Source organism: Kitasatospora sp. NPDC101155 (assembly GCF_044768305.1).
In the GTDB taxonomy this organism is placed as follows: Bacteria; Actinomycetota; Actinomycetes; order Streptomycetales; family Streptomycetaceae; genus Kitasatospora.
The window spans coordinates 358088-374471 of sequence record NZ_JBIWPN010000004.1; the positions used below are offsets into that span (position 1 = coordinate 358088).

At 69.4% G+C, this 16384-nt stretch carries 13 protein-coding genes and 1 pseudogene; 10 read left to right on the forward strand and 4 right to left on the reverse strand.

Annotated features, from left to right (window positions below; genetic code table 11):
• Positions 1 to 47: 47 nt before the first annotated feature.
• From ACIRYZ_RS08400 to ACIRYZ_RS08410, 3 genes are read left to right on the forward strand one after another with little or no spacing between them, the layout of a single operon-like run.
• Positions 48 to 2486 (forward strand): discoidin domain-containing protein, encoded by a 2439-nt coding sequence (locus tag ACIRYZ_RS08400; RefSeq protein ID WP_402941273.1) that lies wholly within the window; start codon positions 48 to 50, stop codon positions 2484 to 2486.
• A 41-nt stretch (positions 2487 to 2527) separates the two neighbouring features.
• Complete coding sequence (locus tag ACIRYZ_RS08405; RefSeq protein WP_402941276.1) at positions 2528 to 6712, forward strand: NEW3 domain-containing protein; 4185 nt, start codon at positions 2528 to 2530, stop codon at positions 6710 to 6712.
• Entirely contained in the window at positions 6709 to 7404 is a 696-nt protein-coding gene (locus ACIRYZ_RS08410) for a hypothetical protein (protein ID WP_402941280.1), read from the forward strand. Before ACIRYZ_RS08405 ends, ACIRYZ_RS08410 begins: the two co-directional genes overlap by 4 nt.
• 83 nt (positions 7405 to 7487) lie before the next feature.
• Here the strand turns inward: ACIRYZ_RS08410 and ACIRYZ_RS08415 are convergent, their stop codons facing one another.
• Both ACIRYZ_RS08415 and ACIRYZ_RS08420 read right to left on the reverse strand, forming a co-directional pair.
• Positions 7488 to 7991 (reverse strand): hypothetical protein, encoded by a 504-nt coding sequence (locus tag ACIRYZ_RS08415; protein WP_402941283.1) that lies wholly within the window; start codon positions 7989 to 7991, stop codon positions 7488 to 7490.
• A gap of 374 nt (positions 7992 to 8365) precedes the next feature.
• Positions 8366 to 9895, reverse strand: coding sequence for a phosphatidylinositol-specific phospholipase C domain-containing protein (locus tag ACIRYZ_RS08420; RefSeq protein WP_402941286.1), 1530 nt, complete (start codon positions 9893 to 9895; stop codon positions 8366 to 8368).
• 697 nt (positions 9896 to 10592) lie between these two features.
• Between ACIRYZ_RS08420 and ACIRYZ_RS08425 the strand changes: the two are divergent.
• The 5 genes and pseudogenes from ACIRYZ_RS08425 to ACIRYZ_RS08445 form a co-directional block, all read left to right on the forward strand.
• Positions 10593 to 11081 (forward strand): annotated as a pseudogene (locus ACIRYZ_RS08425) (transposase); the annotation flags it as partial.
• Between the two features lie 186 nt (positions 11082 to 11267).
• Positions 11268 to 11900 carry a DUF3592 domain-containing protein gene (locus tag ACIRYZ_RS08430; protein WP_402941448.1) on the forward strand — a complete coding sequence of 211 codons (633 nt, stop codon included), beginning with the start codon at positions 11268 to 11270 and terminating at the stop codon, positions 11898 to 11900.
• Between the two features lie 232 nt (positions 11901 to 12132).
• Complete coding sequence (locus ACIRYZ_RS08435; RefSeq protein WP_402941451.1) at positions 12133 to 12954, forward strand: MerR family transcriptional regulator; 822 nt, start codon at positions 12133 to 12135, stop codon at positions 12952 to 12954.
• A 153-nt stretch (positions 12955 to 13107) separates the two neighbouring features.
• Positions 13108 to 14337 (forward strand): hypothetical protein, encoded by a 1230-nt coding sequence (locus ACIRYZ_RS08440; RefSeq protein WP_402941289.1) that lies wholly within the window; start codon positions 13108 to 13110, stop codon positions 14335 to 14337.
• Positions 14321 to 15091, forward strand: a complete 771-nt coding sequence (locus ACIRYZ_RS08445; protein WP_402941454.1) for a hypothetical protein — start codon at positions 14321 to 14323, stop codon at positions 15089 to 15091. The genes ACIRYZ_RS08440 and ACIRYZ_RS08445 overlap by 17 nt, the downstream gene beginning before the upstream one ends.
• A gap of 58 nt (positions 15092 to 15149) precedes the next feature.
• On the opposite strand, the gene ACIRYZ_RS08450 is transcribed toward ACIRYZ_RS08445, so the two are convergent.
• On the reverse strand, positions 15150 to 15344 hold the full coding sequence (locus ACIRYZ_RS08450; protein WP_402941292.1) for a DUF397 domain-containing protein: 195 nt from the start codon (positions 15342 to 15344) through the stop codon (positions 15150 to 15152).
• Complete coding sequence (locus ACIRYZ_RS08455; RefSeq protein ID WP_402941456.1) at positions 15337 to 16017, reverse strand: DUF5753 domain-containing protein; 681 nt, start codon at positions 16015 to 16017, stop codon at positions 15337 to 15339. Before ACIRYZ_RS08455 ends, ACIRYZ_RS08450 begins: the two co-directional genes overlap by 8 nt.
• Between ACIRYZ_RS08455 and ACIRYZ_RS08460 the strand changes: the two genes are divergently transcribed.
• On the forward strand, positions 15944 to 16195 hold the full coding sequence (locus tag ACIRYZ_RS08460; RefSeq protein WP_402941477.1) for a hypothetical protein: 252 nt from the start codon (positions 15944 to 15946) through the stop codon (positions 16193 to 16195). The two genes, ACIRYZ_RS08455 and ACIRYZ_RS08460, sit on opposite strands and share 74 nt — an antisense overlap.
• A complete protein-coding gene (locus tag ACIRYZ_RS08465) occupies positions 16192 to 16365 on the forward strand; it encodes a hypothetical protein (RefSeq protein ID WP_402941295.1) in 174 nt (57 codons plus the stop codon). The genes ACIRYZ_RS08460 and ACIRYZ_RS08465 overlap by 4 nt, the downstream gene beginning before the upstream one ends.
• Positions 16366 to 16384 lie beyond the last annotated feature (19 nt).

Below are 16384 nucleotides of genomic sequence, written 5' to 3' on the forward strand. Positions count from 1 at the left end.
TGCCGGTGGGCCCGGCCCCACCCACTCCGCTCGATCGGAGCCACCGCATGTCAAGACGTCTCCCCCTGCTGCTCAGCGCCGCGCTCGCGACGGCCGCGCTGGGCGTCGTACCCGCCGCCCAGGCCGCTCCCGCTCCGGCGGCGCCGGTCGTCGCCGCCCCCGGGAGCCAGCCCTACGCCTCGTACTGGTACCCCAGCACCATCCTGAACTGGGACCCGGCCACCGATCCGGACGCCCGGTTCAACCGCTCCCGTGTCCCGCTCCAGCCGCGCACCAGCGACCCGGCCCTGGCCGCCAACCCCAACGCCCGTGCGGGCGAGGGGAAGATCGCCTCACTGGTCTCCTTCGCCCCCACCTCCAACAACCCCTCCCAGGGCTCCGCCGACCCCAACTACTACGCCTTCGGCTACTGGCAGTACGTCGACAAGCTGGTGTTCTGGGGCGGCTCGGCCGGCGAGGGCCTGATCCTCGCCCCCAACCCGACCGTCATCGACGCCGCCCACCGCAACGGCGTCAAGGTCTACGGCACCGTCTTCTTCCCGCCCGCCGCGTACGGCGGCCGGCTCCAGTGGGTGCGCGACTTCGTCCAGAAGTCCGGCGACCGCTACCCCGTCGCCGACAAGCTGGCCCAGGCCGCCCAGTACTACGGCTTCGACGGCTGGTTCATCAACCAGGAGACCGGCGGCGGCGATTCGGGCCTCGCGACCGAGCTGCAGAAGCTGATGCAGTACACCAAGGCGCAGAGCGGCGCCGACTTCATGTGGTACGACGCGATGACGACGTCGGGCGCGGTCGACTGGCAGAACGCCCTCACCCCGGCCAACTCGCCGTTCCTGCAGGACGGTCCGAAGCGCACCTCGGACTCGATGTTCCTCAACTTCGGCTGGACACCCGACGGTCTGGACTCCTCCCGGACGCTGGCCCGGCAGCTCGGCCGCAGCGAGTACGAGCTGTACTCCGGCATCGACACCGAGGCCAACGGCTACAACACCTCCGTCGACTGGAACACCCTCTTCCCGTCCGGGCGGCCGCACACCACCTCGCTCGGCCTCTACCGGCCCGAGTGGACCTGGAAGTCCGCCACCGACCGCGTCGACTTCTACGCCAAGGACGCCCGCTACTGGGTCGGCGCCAACAGCGACCCCTCGAACACCGACCTCTCCAGCAGCTGGCCCGGCCTGGCCGGCTACGTCGCCGAGTCCTCGCCGATCACCGCCAAGCCCTTCGTCACCAACTTCGACACCGGCCAGGGCGACTTCTACAACGCGGCCGGCACCCGGGTCGCCACCGGCGGCTGGAACAACCTCTCGCTCCAGGACGTCCCGCCGACCTACCGCTGGGTCGTCAACTCCACCGGCAGCAAGCTGAGTCCGTCCGTCGACTTCACCGACGCCTATCAGGGCGGCTCCTCGCTGCGGCTGACCGGCACCCTGGACGCCGCCAACACCGTGCGACTGTACGAGACCAGCCTGCCGGTCGCGGCGACCACCAAGCTCGACCTGGTGGTCAAGACCCCGGCCGCCGGCCCGACCAAGCTCAAGGCCGCCCTCTCCTTCACCGACTCCCCGGGCGGCTTCACCACCGTGGACGTCGGCGACGACTCCGGCACCGGCTGGGAACGCCACACCCTGGACCTCTCCCAGTACGCGGGCCGGACCATCTCCCAGCTCGCCCTCCAGGTGGACGGCACCGACCCGGCGTACGACCTGCGAATCGGCCAAGTCGCCGTCCACGACGGGGCGATGGAGACCCCGGCCGCACCGAGCGGGCTGACCGTCCTCGGCGCGAGCGACGTGACCGCGGGCGCCAGCCAGTCGCTGCGGCTCTCCTGGACGGCCGCACCCGGCGGCAACGTCCACCACTACGAGGTGTACCGGCGCAACGCGGACGGCAGCCGCACCTTCCTGGGCGCCACACCCAACGACGCGTACTTCGTCGGGAAGCTCGACCGGGCCGGGACCGAGGCCACCACCACGCTGGACGTCGAGGCGGTTTCCACCACGTACGGGCGCTCCACCGCCGCCTCCACCACGGTGAGTTGGACCGGAACGCCGCCCACTTCCACCAACCTGGCGCTGAACCGCCCGGCGACCGCCTCCGGCCAGTGCAACGCCAACGAGGGACCGGCCAAGGCCGTCAACGGCAGCGTCAGCGGCGGGAACAGCGATAAATGGTGCACGCTGACCTCGTCCAAGTGGCTTGAGGTGGACCTCGGTTCGGCGAAGAAGCTGAACAGGTTCGTGGTCAAGCACGCCCAGGCGGGCAGCGAGAGCGCCTCGTACAACACCCGGGACTTCTCCATCCAGGTCCGGTCCAACACGACCGACCCCTGGACGACCGTCGCCACCGTGACCGGCAACACGGCCGGAACCACCACCCACCCGGTGAACACCACCGCCCGCTACGTCCGGCTGGTCGTCACCAAGCCCACCCAGAGCACCGATCCTGCCGCCCGCATCTACGAGTTCGAGGCCTGGGGAGCCTAGACCCGCCCGCTTCTTCGGATCTCCGGAAAGGAACCACCCCCGTGCCGGTCACCACCATCACCGCCGTCGAGAGCACCGACCTGTTCGTCGGCCCCGAGGACGCCCCGCGCCAGATCCTGCGGGTGACGATCGACGGTCCGGCCGCCCGGATCACCGTCCGCGGGCCGGGCGTCCACGGCGAGGCGACCGGCACGGGGCTGGTCGACGTCCCGCTGGAGATCACCGGCGCGGAGGTCGGTGCCCAACTGCCCGTTACGGTAGGGGCGGGGTCGGCGGCGACCGAGGCGCTCGTGGAGGTCGCCGAGCCTGGCTGGACGATGTTCCTGGTCTCCCACTTCCACTACGACCCGGTCTGGTGGAACACCCAGGCCGCCTACACCTCCCCCTGGGAGCTGCTCTCGGCCGACGCCACCACCCGGCCGCTGTGGGAGCGCAACGGCTTCGCCCTCGTGGATGCCCATCTGGACCTCGCGCTGCGGGACCCGGTGTACAAGTTCGTGCTCGCCGAAGTCGACTACCTGAAGCCGTACTTCGACCAGCACCCGGAGCGCCGCGAGTCCCTGCGCCTGCTGCTGGAGCGCGGGCAGGTCGAGCTCGTCGGCGGCACCTACAACGAGCCGAACACCAACCTGACCGGCGCCGAGACGACCATCCGCAACATCGTCCACGGCATCGGCTACCAGCGCGACATCCTCGGCGGCGACCCGCAAACCGCCTGGCAGCTCGACGTGTTCGGGCACGACCCGCAGTTCCCCGGCCACCTCGCCGCGGCCGGCCTCACCGGCAGCGCCTGGGCCCGCGGGCCGTTCCACCAGTGGGGCCCGATCCAGAAGAACTTCCGCGAGGGCAAGGACGACGCCCGGGTGATGCAGTTCCCGAGCGAGTTCGAATGGATCGCGCCCGGCGGGGAGGGCGTGCTCACCCACTACATGCCCCACCACTACTCGGCCGGCTGGTGGATGGACTCCTCGCCCGACCTCGCCACCGCGGAGCAGGCCGTGTACGAGCTCTACCGGAAGCTCAAGCCGGTTGGTGCCACGAAGAACCTGTTGCTGCCGGTGGGGACGGACTACACCCCGCCGAACAAGTGGGTCACCGAGATCCACCGCTCCTGGGCCGCCAAGTACCTGTGGCCGCGCTTCGTCTGCGCCACCCCGCGCGACTTCCTGGACGCGGTCCGGGTCGAATTGTCTGTGAGCGGCCGCCGACTCGGCCCGCAGACCCGCGACATGAATCCCGTGTACACCGGCAAGGACGTCTCGTACATCGACACCAAGCAGGCCCAACGGGCGGGCGAGGTCGCGGCGGTGGACGCGGAGAAGCTCGCCACGCTGGCCGCCGTCCACGGGCTCGGACGCTACCCGGCCGCCGCGCTCGACAAGGTGTGGCGCCAACTCGCCTACGGCGCACACCACGATGCGATCACCGGCTCGGAGTCGGACCAGGTGTACCTGGATCTGTTGGGCGGCTGGCGGGAGGCGTACGACCTCGCGTCGGCCGTGCGGGACGCGGCGCTGGAGGCGCTGACGGCGCGGATCTCGACGCTGGGGGCCGGGTCGGCGGTGGTGGTGACCAACACGCTGTCGTTCGACCGGACGGACCTGGTGGTGGTCGAACTCCCCGACGGTGTGCGGTCGGTGCGGGTACTGGACGAAGCGGGTTCGCCGGTGCCGAGCGTCATCGATCGGGGGCGGCTGCGCTTCCTGGCCGAGGACGTTCCCGCGCTCGGCTGGCGGACCTGGCGGCTGGTGGAGGGCGCCGCCGTTTCGGCCTGGACGGCCGCCGAGGGCGCGGTGATCGGCAACGGGCGGTACCGGGTGACCGCCGACCCGGCGCGCGGCGGCGGGCTATCGTCGGTCTACGACCTGCTGCACGAACGGGAGTTGATCCAGGACGGCCGGATCGGCAACGAGCTGCGGGTGTACGAGGAGTACCCGCAGCACCCCGACTTCGGCGAGGGCCCGTGGCACCTGGTGCCGAGCGGGCCGGTGGTCGGCTCCGGGACCGCCGGGGCCTCGGTCCGGCGGGAGACCGGCCCGCTCGGCGAGCGGCTGGTGATCGCAGGGACGGTCGACGGGGTCCGCTACGAGCAGACGGTCACGCTGTGGCGGGACCTCGATCGGGTGGACTGCCGGACCAGGGTCCTGGACTACTCCGGCGCCGACCGGCTGCTGCGGCTGCGCTTCCCGGTGGAGGTGCCCGGCGGGCTCCCGGTCAGCGAGGTCGCGGGAGCGGTCATCGGGCGCGGCTTCGCGATGCCGGACGTGGACTCGGCGGAGGCGCCGTGGACGCTGGACAACCCGACCAACACGTGGTTCGGGCTGGGCGCTACGGCGCGGGTGGAGCTCACCGATCCGGTGGGGACGGTGGTCGGCTCGCGGGCGCTCGGCGTGGCGGAGGTGGTCGTGCCGACGCTGGACGACGCGGCGGACGCCCGTCCGCTGGTGGTCGCCCTCGCCCGGGTCGGGGTCACCGCCACCACCTCCGGGGCGGACTGGGCGCGGTACGGGTGGCTGGACGTGGACTCCAACCTGCCGGACTTCCGGATCGTCGTCGGCGGCCCGGAAGTCAACGATGCTGCAGGGGAGTTGATTGAGCGGTCGGGGGAGGAGTACGCGGCGGTACTGAAGGCGCACGGCGCGGTGTGGGTACCGGCGCTGACGCCGCTCACCGAGGTGTGGCGGCCGGACGCCGACCTGCGGGACCTTCGCTCCCTGCCCGCGCTGGTCGTGTCCGATGTGGCGGCGCTGGTGGACGACCTCGCCGATGCGTGGATCACTGCCGTCTGCCCCTCTGTGGTTTCCGACCAACTCGCCGACCACACCGTGGCGTTGCTCAGCTTCGGCCTGCCCGGCTTCGCGGTGGACGCCACCGGCGCGCTGCACCTGTCGCTGATGCGCTCGTGCACCGGCTGGCCGTCGGGAGTGTGGATCGACCCGCCCCGGCGCACTCTGCCGGACGGCGCCTCCTTCCAGCTCCAGCACTGGACGCACGAGTTCACCTGTGCGTTGGTCGGCGGCGACGGCGACTGGCGGGCGCAGATGCTGCCCGCGCAGGGGCAGGAGTTCAACCACCCGCTGTACGCGCGGGTCGTGGAGGCCCAGGAGGGGCCGCTGCCGGCCACGCTGTCCTGGCTGCGGGTCGAGCCGCAGCGCGAGGTGCTGCTCGGCGCGCTCAAGCCGGCCGGCAACCCGATCGCGCACGGCTCGGCTTCGCGCGATGGGAGCGACCTCACCGTCCGGCTGGTCGAGTCGACCGGCCTCGGGCGGACGGCGCAGCTCGGCGGCGCGCTCGGGCTGGACGAGGTGCGGCCCGCCGACCTGCTGGAACGCCCGCTCGGGGAGCCGGCCGACATCCTCGACCTGGCCGGTTCGCAGATCGCTACCCTGCTCGCGGTTCCTGCCGTGACCGCCCCGGCCGACGGTCCCGTGCTCGGCCCGGTAGCCGAGCCCGCCCAGCCGGTCCACGCCCGCTACTGGCTGCACAACCGGGGCCCGGCACCGCTCGGGTACCTGCCGGTGTCGGTCGGCGCCTCGCCAGGGTTGCTGCGGACGGCGGGGGAGGCGGTGACGTTCTCGGCCGCGCTCTCCTCACAGCTGCGGGATGCCGCCGTCGAGGGCACGGCGGTGGTGCTGCCGCCGGAGGGCTGGGCGATGAGCCTCGGCAGCCGCCCGTACCGGCTGGAGGCGGGCGGGCACCTGCGCTTCCCGGTCACCCTGACCCCGCCGGCGGACGTGGAACCCGGGCTGCACTTCGCCGCCGTCCGGATCGAGCACGACGGCCAGCAGATCGAGGACGTGGTCACGATCGCCGTCGGTGAGCTGCCCGAACTGTTGCCCGTCCCTGGGGACACCCCCGAGGACTGGACGGCGGCTCAGGGCACCAAGGCCGCGACCGGCCGCGACACCGGCCTGTCCGTCGACGTCTCCCATGAGTCCCTGCACCTGGCCCCTGGCGACCGCACCACCCTCGGCCTCACCCTCACCAACCGCACGCGCGGCGAGATCCGAGGCGAACTCCAACTGGTGTCCCCGTGGGGCACCTGGGAGGCCATCGCCGATCCGGTCCGCGGCTTCACCGTCCCGGCCGGCAACACCACGGAGGTCGAGTTCGCCGTCACCGCACCCGAGTCCGCCGACCCGGGTTCCTACTGGGCCCTCGCCAAGGTCATGTGGTTCGGCCGCTGCCAGTACGCGCCGACCGTCGCCCTGGTGGTGGAGGCATGACTCTCGGCCTGCTCGACGGACACCCTCTCCCTCGCACCGCTCTCGACGAGCGCCTCGCCGCCCTCCGGAACGGCTCACGCTCCACCGCGCTGCCCCAGCCGGGCAGCTCGGAGGACCGCCAGCTCGTCCGCTGGGTCGCGCAGGTACTCCTCACCGAAGCCCTCTGCGAGGCGGTCGCCGCGGAGCGCGAGCTGCCCGTCAGCGAATCCGGCCCCGCCCGCCTCGACCAACAGGCCGCCGTCGAACTCGGCTCCATCACGGCCGCCGCCTACGAGGGCAGCGCAGCCGTGCGGGCCGTCTACGAGGCGGTCACCGCCGAGGTCGAGCCCTCACCCGACGACATCGCCCACTACCGCACCATGACCAGTCGCCCGCCGGCCACCCGCTGGCACCTCGCCCTCCCCGAGGGCGCCTTCGAGGCCGACCCGGACACCCTCCCTGTGGCCCTCGCCGAGGCCCTCCGCGCCGCCCTACCGGGCGAGTGGGTCACCGTGGGCCCCTGGAAGGCCGCCCTCCTCGCCACCCTCACCATCCCACAGAACCATGACCCCACCCCCGCCCTACGCGAAGCAGCCCGCCGAGCCGCCTTCGTCCGCTGGCTCGACCACGAACGCGCCCAACGCCTCACCCTGGTCGATGGGTTGGAACACCCCGGAGACCCGGGCCAGCCCGACAACCACCACCGCCACTGAGAGGAGCGCCAGTTCGCCCGCCGCGCGCGCACGTACTGCGACGGCAGTTGAGCGGAGCGAGCGTGCAAAGCTCGTAGATTCGATCAGCCGGTGCCGGACCCGTGCACGGCCTGTTCCCAGAGGTCCAGCCCCACACGCAGGAGTTCGCGCACGGCCGCGGTCTCCTCGTCCGTCCAGGCTTCGTCGCCCGCGGTCGGTTCGAGAGCTTCGCCCCCGAAGATCTTTTCGTAGGCGTTGTCGTGGATCGGTCCCTGGGAGGGAAGAGGTGGGCCGGCCTTCACGCTGCGGGAGAGGTCTTCGAAGAAGTTCCACGCATCCAGCAGCAATACCGCCGGGACCGGGCCAAGGTCAGGGTGTTCGACCCACCGCCGTACGACACCCAGATCGAGTGTGCCTTCGCCCTCCCAGGTGAGCTCCCAGCCGTTGCGGTCACAGTATTCCTGCAGCGGTATGAGCTCACGGAACGCGAGGAGTCTTCCGAGCTCGTCAACGCCGAACTCATCGGGGGCATCGCCTTCTCCGGGCCGCCAGATCAGCGTCAAGTCCCCTCTCCTGGTCACGATGCGGTACGGAAAGTAGTCAGCCATGCGGGTCTCCCTGATGCCGTGGCGGCACTTGCCGCATTGGTCATTCTGCTTGCAGCGTTCGCCGCGTGGTGACTTCGGATCAGGTGGAGGGGAGGTCGTGAAGTTCCACCCTGCGGTTGGACACTCTCCGCCTACGCTGCGAGGACGTGACCTTGCCGGTGCCGCTGGCGAGTTTCGAGTGGCGTGAGGTAGCCCCACTCGGGGTGTTTGCGTAGGCGCCTGCGATTGTAGAAGGTCTCGACGAAGGCGAAGACCTCCGCGCGGGCGGTGGCACGGTCGGGCCAGACCCGGGTGCCGATCTCCTCCTTCAGTACGGCGAAGACGGGCCTGGCCCGACGCGGTGTAGCGTCGGGCCAGGTGGCGGGATGGTTCGGTCAGGCCGGGCAGTTGCCCAGGACGACCTTGCCGCCCGACTGCGAGGCGGTCGCCGGATCCACCATCAGGCACAGGTTCGTCCACTTGTTGATGAACCGGTAGGCCGCCTGGTCAGCAAGATTGGTGGGCATGATGTTCCACATCTGGTTGTCGGAGATCCAGCGGGTCTCGCAGGGCCACCAGAACAGCTGGGTCCCGGCCGACGGGGGAGTCCCGTTGTTGTACGGGGTGGTCAGGCACTGGCCGTTGGCGGCCTTGATGAAGAAGTAGCCCATGCTGTCGAAGGTGGACGGCATGGCGGCCTGCCACTGGTGGCTGCTGGGCGGGTTGCTCTGGCAGGCCCGCTGCTGCACCACGCCGCCCTGCCCGGAGCTGTCGAACTCGGGCCCGCGGGTCATGCACCGGCCGTACTTGCTGTCCACGTACGTCTTGTCGGCCTTGACCACCCAGATCGCCGGGCTGGTGTTCCTGGCCTCGTAGTACCTGTTGCGGGCGATGATGTCATGCACCAGCGCCCAGCCGGGGTAGTCCATCATGACGATGCCCAGCCGGCGGTTGGCGGTGTCGTTGTTGAGGTAGTTCATCAGCCGCAGGTTGACGCCGTCGACCCAGACCAGGTCCTTGCCGTGCAGGACGCTGTAGCCGCCCGCGTACTCGGACGGGACGAGGTTGATCGGTGCCCGGGACGCGGAGGTGTAGGTCACGAAGGTCTGGTTGGCTGGGGCCGAGCCGGCCGCGGCGAGGTTCTTGCTGACCAGGCTCCACTTGGCCGGGGCGTCGGTGGCTGCCCAGGTGTCCTCGGTGTGGTCCTCGAAGCCGTTGAGGCCGTAGGAGCCGCCGTTGTCGGCGTTGAAGACGGACAGCACGATCTTGCCGCGGGCCTGGCCCAGCGTCGGAGGGTCGCTGCGCTTGCCGTTGTTGTAGAACAGGCCCGCGTACTGTTTGGCGTAGGCGTCGAAGAGGGCCGTGTGGCTCGCTGTCGGGTGGTCGTCCGTGCAACTGAAGGTGGAGCCGTCGCACTCGGCCCGCAGTCGCATCAGGAGGGTCTCGCCCTTGTGGGCCGAGAGGAATGCCTTCGCCTTGGTCAGGACGTCGTCGAAGTTGGCGTTCTGGTAGAAGGGGCCGTGGTGGATCACGAACTTGTTGTTGATGATGCGGACCCGGATGTCGACCGCGCGGATCCCGCGGTCCAACTGCGCGGACAGCGTTGCCGCGCTGTCGCCGAAGTCCTGCTGCGTCTGGGCGCTGGAGCCCCCGTGCAGGGCCAGTGTCTCGTGGGTGCCGGGGATGGACATCGCCGTCAGCGGCGTGGTCGCGCCCACCTTGGCCATCCAGTCCTGCTGGTCGGCCGAACCGAGGTTCTGGAAGGCGTCGCGGTTGTCCGTCCCCTCGGCCAGGGCGGCGTGCGGTGCGGCCAGCGGGGCCACGGCCAGGGCGAGGGTGGCGACGGCGGTCACCGTCGCGGTCCGGGTCAGGCGGCGCAGGCGTCGCAGGGCGGCGCGGGCTGGGCGGGCAGGGGTGTGGGGCATAGCCACCCCGAATCGCCTCAGTGCGCCTCTGAGGCGTGCTGATTTCCGCATTCTTCCCTCCGGTGATGAACGATCTCTGGTCCGCGCCCGAGCGGTGGGCCGTCACTAGGGTGAACGGCGACAAGACAACCCGAGGTTCACCGGGGAAAGGAAATCCGTGCCGGTTCCTTCGCGACCATCGCGGCAGCACCTGACGAGCCCGGAAATGAAGCGTTCGAAGCCGCGCCAAGGGCTGTCCCGTAACTGACTTCCGAGATGGCCGCCCGGGTTCTGCCGATGGTCGGCCGCGAGGACGATCGAGGGGTGGCTGTCGTGGGGGATCGTGATCGTGCGCGTGGCCGACGCACTGCCGTCGAGGTTTGGCGAGGGTGGGGTCATGCCGATCACACGTCTCGCCCTCCCGCTCGGCGACACCGAGCGTCCCGTCCCCGTCTGGGCTATCCGACTCGCCAAAGCCCTCCCGTTCGTCGTGCTGCCCCACTGCCTGTGGCGGCTGCCGTTCGCCGCCGACTTCCGGATGGGCATGGTCGGCCCGGCGGCACCGGCCGCTCCCTGGTGGACGCCGTTCTACGTCGTCGGGCTCAGTGCGCTCACCGAGGCGCTGGCGCTGCTAACCACCGGCCTGGTCAGCGGGTGGGGCGAGGTGGTACCGCGCTGGGTGCCGTTCCTCGGCGGCCGGCGGGTGGCGCCGTTCGCCGAGCCCCGCCGCCGCTTCGGCAAGGACACCGTGCTGATCGTGGACGGGACCCTGGTCCCCACCCGCGACCACACGATCGCCGCGCAGTCGAAGAACTACCGCTACTCCACCAATCACCAGGTCGTCATCGACGACCACACCCGCCTGGTCGTCGCGATCGGCACACCTCTGCCGGGCAACCGCAACGACTGCAAGGCATGGGAGGAGTCCGGCGCCAAGGCTGCCGTCGGCAGAACCACCACGATCGCCGACGGCGGCTACCCCGGAACCGGCCTGGTCATCCCACACCGCCGACCCCGAGGCGGAGAGCTGACCGACTGGCAGGAAGAGCACAACCACGACCACAAGCGAGTTCTCGCGCGCGTCGAGCACGTCTTCGCCCGAATGAAGACCTGGAAAATCCTGCGCGACTGCCGACTCAAGGGCGACGGCGTCCACCACGCCATGCTCGGCATCGCCCGCTTGCACAACCTCCTCCAGACCGCATAAGCGGGCCCGTCCAAGGGCCACCCAGCCCTGCCCCGAACCCCTCAAAGATGCTGACGCCACCCACCGACACCGAACCATCACCTCCGGGCCGGACCAGCTGGCCGATCCGCCGGAACCAGAAGGGCCCAACAGCCGTCTCCCAGAGCGCGGTTCACGTGTTCGACCGGCACGTTCACGGGGGTGGATATGTCTGACGACGGCAACGTCATCGGGTACGTCTTCGGCTTCATCGGGCTCTTGGCGGTCTGCGGCGGGCTGGCGCTACCGATCGCCGCGGCGCGCAGGGCCCGGCTGCGGGCACGGATCCTGGCGGTCGGACTCGCGGCGGAGGCCCGGTGCCTGGAGACGTACGTGACACAGGAACGGGTCTCGAGATCGGATCCCTCCGACCGGCGCACCCGCACGGTCCGGCACGTGATCATCGGCTTCCGCACCGCGGACGGCCGGGACATCCGCTTCGAAGACGCTTCCGGCGCACCGCGCGTGGTGGGCGACCACGTGCCTGTGCGGTACCTGCCCGACCAGCCGCACCGGGCGGTGACCGCCGACCGGGGCCGGTCGGGAGCCAAGGCCGGGTTCACCGTGGCGGCTCTGGTGGGCCTGTTCTTCGCCGGCGTCGGCGCGGTCTTCGTCGTCATCGGCTTCGGAATCGCCTCCGGCAGCCACGACCTGCCCACCCGCCATCTCCCCACCGAACGCAGCGTGCCGCTGCCCGGCGGCGGCTTCCCTAGCGAAATCATCTGCACCGGCGACGGGAACGCCACCACGCTGGTCTGCCCCGGTGGATTCCCCGACATCACCATCCCCAAGCGACCCTAGGGCCTGTCCGGCGTCGTGCGCCCGGCAAGATGCGCCGGACAGGCCCTGGCAGATCCGCAGGAATGGACGATCGCCCCGGAGCTCCTGAAGCGCGGCCGTGGAGTGATCTGGGGTGAGCCGATCGACTCGGAGGCTTGGAGCTGACGACGCCACCCCTCGCTCTCGCCGTTTGTCGCGGGCCAGGTAGCTTCTTGACCCTCACACCGTGTCAGGCGATGAACTCGGAGACACCATGTTCACCATCGGAGATTTCGCCCGGCACGGCCGCGTCTCGGTCCGGATGCTGCGTCACTACGACGCGACCGGACTGCTGCGCCCGGCCCATGTCGACCCCGTCACCGGCTATCGCTACTACGCCGCGGCCCAGCTCGCCCGCCTGAACCGTGTCATCGCGCTCAAGGACCTCGGCTTCACCCTCCAGCAGGTGCAGGACATCGTGGAGGAGAAGGTCGCCACGGAGGAACTGCGAGGCATGCTGCGGCTGCGGAGGGCCGAGCTGGAGACCGCAATGGCTGTGGCGGCCGTGCGGCTGGTGCAGGTCGAGGCAAGGCTCCGAGCGATCGAAAGTGAGGGGCACATGCCCACGAACGACATCGTCATCAAGAGCGTCCCGGTCGTGCGGGTGGCGGAGCTGACCGCGACCGCCGCGAGTTTCGCGCCCGACGACATCAGCCCCGTCATCGGGCCCCTCTACGACGAGCTGTTCCGGCTCCTGGACGCGGCGGGTGTCACTCCCACCGGCCCCGGTGTCGCCTACTACGAGGACGCCCCGGAGGGCGACGGCAGGATCAGCGTTCACGCCGCCGTCCAGGTCTCCGCCCCCCTCCAGGACGGAGTCTTCCGGGTGCTCGACCTGCCGGCCCTCGACCAGGCGGCGACCATCGTGCACCGCGGCTCGATGGACACCGTGCTGCCCACGGCTCAGACCCTGGCCCGCTGGATCGACGGAAACGGCTACCGGTCGGCCGGATACCCCCGGGAGATCAGCCTGGAGTGCCCGGAGAACCGCGACGACTGGGTGACGGAACTCCAGGCACCGGTGGCCCGGGTCTGACCGATGATCACGGCCGGGTGGCCGGGGACCGCTGCGTCACCCGGCCACCCGGCCCCGGTCCCCAGTCAGCGCACCCCCTTTTCGCCCGCACGGAGGCGGCGTTGACACCCGCCGAGGTCCAGTCGATGATCTGCGAATGGCAGGTACCGTTTGATGTACGCGACAGAGTCAGCAGAAGCCTGCATCGAGGACGCGAGCAACATCCTGGTTGCGCCTTCGATGGTGCAGGACGACGACGTGATCAGGGACTTCTTCGGCTCCACGATCACGCCGGAGGACCTTGCCTCCGGTTCGCCCGACCTCGCGCAGAAGACCGTCTACCTGTGCGGCGACATATCGGGGATCAGCGGCCGCCAACTGCGTGAGGCGGCCCGGGTATTCGTCATCCGGGAGCTGTCACACGGCTACGACGAGGACGTCGACGAACCTTGGACCCTCGTCGGCCTCGGCCGGGTTCCCATCCGCGTACACGGCGTCGGCGTGTACTACCGCCGCTTCTTCGGGCTCGACGCCGATCACTTCGGGCGGATCCGTGCGGAGCACGAGTTCCAGTCCCTGACGGAGTCCACCAAACCCGGAACAGCCCATCGCAGCGGGATCTACCTGACACCCGTCACACGAAACGGTGACGAACTGCATTTCCGCCTGCTCCGGTGCTCCACGAACCTCTCGGGGCCGACCGAGAGCTTTCGCCCGACCGACACGCGTATCGTCGAGGCTCTGAACCGCGAGGCCGCCGCCGTCTTCCGGAACCAGGCACCGCTCAATCACGTCCTCGCCCAGATCTACCACAACACCCTTGCCACGGCCGAGCGCAAGCAGTCCAAGGCCAAGATCTCGGCCCATGCCGACAAGACCAAGGACATGCCCGCCAACGGCATCATGGCCTTCTGCACCTTCTATGACGGGCTCGACAAGCTGCAGCCCCTAGCCGAAGACGCCTTCGACTACGGTGTGAAGGGCGCCAGCGGGCTGACCAAACTCCACTTTCGCCTCAAGGAGCCGACCGAAGGACGCGACGGGGTCGCGCTCCCCGCGCAGTTCACCGTGACCCTCTATCCCGGCTCCGTGTTCTTCATGCCGCTGTCCACCAACCGCCTGTACACGCATGAAATCCGGCCCTCGGCATTGGACGCCGAGTTGCTCCCGACCCGGCTGGGGTACGTGGTGCGCTGTTCGAGCGCCGAAGCCGTCCACAAGAACGGCCACACGTTCCTCAAGGTGGCCGGAGACCTGGTGAAGCTGGGGCCACCCACACCGGCCGGCATGGACGAGCTGCGCAGGCTGTACGCCGAGGAGAACAGGACCTCGTCCTTCATTGATTACGGCGACGAATTTCTCTTCAGTATGAACACGGGAGACTATGGTGCCCCCCGAGTCTAGGATCCCGGACGAGATCCTATCGTGCGCTTTGCCGGCCGAGGAGAACCTCTTCGCGGAGCTGTCGGCGTCGGTTCGTCTGGAAGACGTGGGAAAAGGCCGGCGAGGTGCCGTGCTCACCAGGATCGACGAGGCGGGTGATGCGCCCCTCGTGCGTACCACCACGCGATACGGCAGCCCGACGCAGCGTTTCCGGGCGGTGCACGAACGGCTGGCGCAGCAGATCCAAGAACGTGCGGCGCTTTCGGTCGGTTTCAACAACGCTCTCATCGAGAGCTACACGAACGCTTACACGACCATGGGCAGCCATTCCGACCAGGCCCTCGATCTGGCCGACGAGTCGTTTATCGCCGTCTTCTCCTGCTACCAGCATCCCGAAGCGAGCCCGCCGAGGAAGCTGATCTTCGAGTCAAAGGGGTCCGGTGGCGAGAAGTTCGAGATCCCCCTCGCCCACAACAGCATCGTCGCGTTCTCTGTCGACTCGAATCGGCGACTCAAGCACAAAATCGTCTTGGACGCGCCCGGTCAAGCGGCGGACAACCAGTGGTTGGGCGTGACCTTTCGAACGTCAAAGACCTTCGTTCGGTTTCGCGACGGGCATGCATACCTCCCGCAGGGTGCGCGCCTCGTGTCGGCCGACGATGAGCAGAGGCGCGAGTTCTACCAACTACGGCGCCGTGAGAACAATGAGACGGACTTCGTCTACCCCCTGCTGACGTACACCATCAGCGAGAGCGATCTGATGCCGCCCGTCTGACCTTGACGGATCGCGCCTTGCATCGGCCCTTCGCTCCGTGGAGCGAAGGGCCGATGGGTCAGTTGGCGTGGTGGTCGAACTCACCGGCCTTGGCGGTTTGGAGGAGCCTGGCGAAGTTGGAGGCGGTGGTACGGACGACTATGTCGGCGTCGTCGGACTCACGGACTTCCACCAGCCCGTCGACCGTGCGGACTTCGACGCAGTTGTCCGTTGCGCCGGAGTAGCTGGACTTCTGCCATTCGGAGCTAGCCATGCTTGTGTTCCATCTCTTCCTTGGCGGACCTGATCAACTCTCGTGAATCCTGCTCGGAGAGGGCTGTGGTGTCCATCTGTGAAATCAAGGCGCGGAACCTCGCGAGATGGGCTGGCGCATCGAAGAGATGGATGCCGTGGCCAGTGTCCATCTGCGCGGTGTCCAGCTCGGTGATCGACCCCTCCGCGTAGGTGAAGTTCTCGCTGGGGCTCGGGACGACACCAGCACTGAACGGCACCACTCGAATGGAGATGCTCGGATGTTCCGAGTCTACGCTGAGTGCCTTGAGCTGGTCAGTGAGCACCTTCGGTCCGCCGAACTGCATGTGCAGGGCTGCCTGATGGATGAACGCCGTGTAGGGCGCGGCCCCGGAGCGGACCACTCGCTGCCGCTGCATGCGGAAGGCCGTTCTGAGGTCGATCTCATGGTGAGGCAGCGGCGGGTAGGTCTGTGCGAACAGGGCTGATGCGTAGGCGCCGGTCTGGAGCAGGCCTGGAATGAAGGAAGTTGAGTACGTCGTCAGCCGCCGTGCACCACTCTCAAGCTCCGCAACCTCAAGGAAGTCCGCAGCCAGGCTGTCCCTGTACTCCTCCCACCTCGTGAGCCCCCGCCGCACACCCGTCGCGCCCACCGACCCCCGGCTGCGCGACCACACCGAGCCGCAGGTCGCCACTCTCCTGCGCGAACTGCACGAGCGCGGACGTCCCTTCGGCCTGCGCTGGGGCTCCGCCACCGTCACCGAGACGACCCTCGACGGCCGCATCCTGGTCGACTTCGGCAACGCGCCCGTGAGCACTCTGCTCAACCTCCTCGACCTCCTCCGTGTCCTCGAAGGGAGTGCGCTGGGATGAGACCGAGTACCGCCACCTTCCTGATCGGCGCCGCCTTCGCCGTGCTCCTCGCGCTCGCGTTCGCCACCGTCGCCCTGGGCGTGATCACGGCGCTCCGGCTGCCCAAGGCCGACGACCGCACCGACCCCGAGCGCCAGGACCAGAACCCGAAGCGAGGCATACCCGCCTGACCGCGCCGCCGCGCGGCGG

Coding starts and splice junctions, on each gene's coding strand:
- ACIRYZ_RS08400 (WP_402941273.1), top strand. CDS start 48: ATGTCAAGACGTCTCCCCCTGCTGCTCAGCGCCGCGCTCGCGACGGCC.
- ACIRYZ_RS08410 (WP_402941280.1), top strand. CDS start 6,709: ATGACTCTCGGCCTGCTCGACGGACACCCTCTCCCTCGCACCGCTCTC.
- ACIRYZ_RS08415 (WP_402941283.1), bottom strand. CDS start 7,991: ATGGCTGACTACTTTCCGTACCGCATCGTGACCAGGAGAGGGGACTTG.
- ACIRYZ_RS08420 (WP_402941286.1), bottom strand. CDS start 9,895: ATGCCCCACACCCCTGCCCGCCCAGCCCGCGCCGCCCTGCGACGCCTG.
- ACIRYZ_RS08430 (WP_402941448.1), top strand. CDS start 11,268: ATGTCTGACGACGGCAACGTCATCGGGTACGTCTTCGGCTTCATCGGG.
- ACIRYZ_RS08435 (WP_402941451.1), top strand. CDS start 12,133: ATGTTCACCATCGGAGATTTCGCCCGGCACGGCCGCGTCTCGGTCCGG.
- ACIRYZ_RS08440 (WP_402941289.1), top strand. CDS start 13,108: ATGTACGCGACAGAGTCAGCAGAAGCCTGCATCGAGGACGCGAGCAAC.
- ACIRYZ_RS08450 (WP_402941292.1), bottom strand. CDS start 15,344: ATGGCTAGCTCCGAATGGCAGAAGTCCAGCTACTCCGGCGCAACGGAC.
- ACIRYZ_RS08465 (WP_402941295.1), top strand. CDS start 16,192: ATGAGACCGAGTACCGCCACCTTCCTGATCGGCGCCGCCTTCGCCGTG.